1 protein-coding gene is annotated in these 1,520 nt (G+C 38.0%); it reads right to left on the reverse strand.

What is annotated here, in order from left to right; translation table 11 throughout:
- Positions 1–14: 14 nt before the first annotated feature.
- On the reverse strand, positions 15–1,343 hold the full coding sequence (locus V7164_RS23870; RefSeq protein WP_335345245.1) for an NCS2 family permease: 1,329 nt from the start codon (positions 1,341–1,343) through the stop codon (positions 15–17).
- Positions 1,344–1,520: the final 177 nt, after the last annotated feature.

A 1,520-nucleotide genomic window follows, 5' to 3' on the forward strand; every position in this document is an offset into this window, starting at 1 on the left:
CTCCACTAAATTAGTTATTTTAAAAAGATGAAATATAGAACAAAGATTACAAAGAAGAAATACATAATAGGATGAATTTCTTTTATGCGTCCCTTTACAATCATTGTAATTGGATAAAAAATAAATCCAACGGCAATTCCGGTTGCAATACTATATGAAAGAGGCATCGCAATCATTGTTAAAAATGCAGGTACAGCTACTTCAAATCTGTTCCAATCAATTTTCCCTAGCGATGACACCATCAATACTCCGACAATAATAAGAGCAGGCGCAGTGACCGCTGGGGTAACAATCGCTAATAACGGAAAGAAGAAAATAGATATAATAAAAAATCCTGCAGTCACTAATGAAGCAAATCCCGTTCTTGCTCCTGCAGCCACTCCGGCTGATGATTCTATAAAAGAAGTAACGGTTGAAGTCCCAAATACAGAACCAGAAATGGTAGCAATCGAATCTGAAATTAGTGCTCTTCCTGCACGAGGAAGCTTATTATCCTTAACAAACCCTGCTTGGTTTGCAACAGCAACTAATGTCCCTGCATTATCAAAGAAATCAACGAATAAAAAAGTTAAAATAATACCAAGCATTGTTGTTGTATAGAAAGAACTGTCGCCAAATGAGCTAAAGAGTGCGCCAAACGTTGGTGCAAGACTTGGTGCTTTATCAACCACTTTTTCAGGTATGTCAATTAATTGAAAGATCATTCCTACAATTACGGTGATAATCATTCCATAAAATACACCGCCTTTAATCCCTCTTGACATAAAAATAACCGTTACTAGCAATCCGAATATTGCAAGCAGAGTATTTCCGTTCGTTAGATCACCTAACCCTACGAGCGTTGCATCACTATTTACAATAATACCAGCGTTTTGGAATCCAATAAATGTAATGAACAAGCCGATTCCGGCTCCAACTGCGTGTTTTAATTCAATCGGAATCGCGTTAATTAGTTTTTCGCGTAAGCCAGTAAGTGTTAAAAGAAGGAAGAAAACACCTGAAATAAAAACAGCTGCAAGCGCGTGTTGCCACGGGCTTCCGTTTACTAAAACAACTGTATAGGCAAAAAAGGCATTTAATCCAAGACCTGGTGCTAGAGCAAGTGGATACTTTCCTAATAGCCCCATAATGATGGAACCAACTGCAGCTGAAAGAGCTGTTGCTACAAATACCGCTCCGTGGTCCATTCGTAAAGCATCTGGAAAATCTGTTACATCCGCAAGAGTTAGAATGGCCGGATTAACAACTAATATATAAGCCATTGCTAAGAACGTGGTCATCCCACCTAAAAATTCACGGCGATAGTTTGTGCCCAGTTCTTCAAATCTGAAGTACTTTTTCACTTTATTTCCCCCTACAAATTTTTATTATAGTTTTACCGCAAGCAATAAAAAATACGCTCAGGTTAATACGAGAGCGCTCGACGACAAGTTACATGCAATAAATCGGGAAATATAAATGAACATGAAAACAGATTGAAAAAGCCCGAATAATTACACTTACCTCGTAGTCAAGCTATT

The sequence above is a fragment of the Bacillus sp. JJ1474 genome (assembly GCF_036965225.1).
Lineage (GTDB): Bacteria > Bacillota > Bacilli > Bacillales > Cytobacillaceae > Cytobacillus.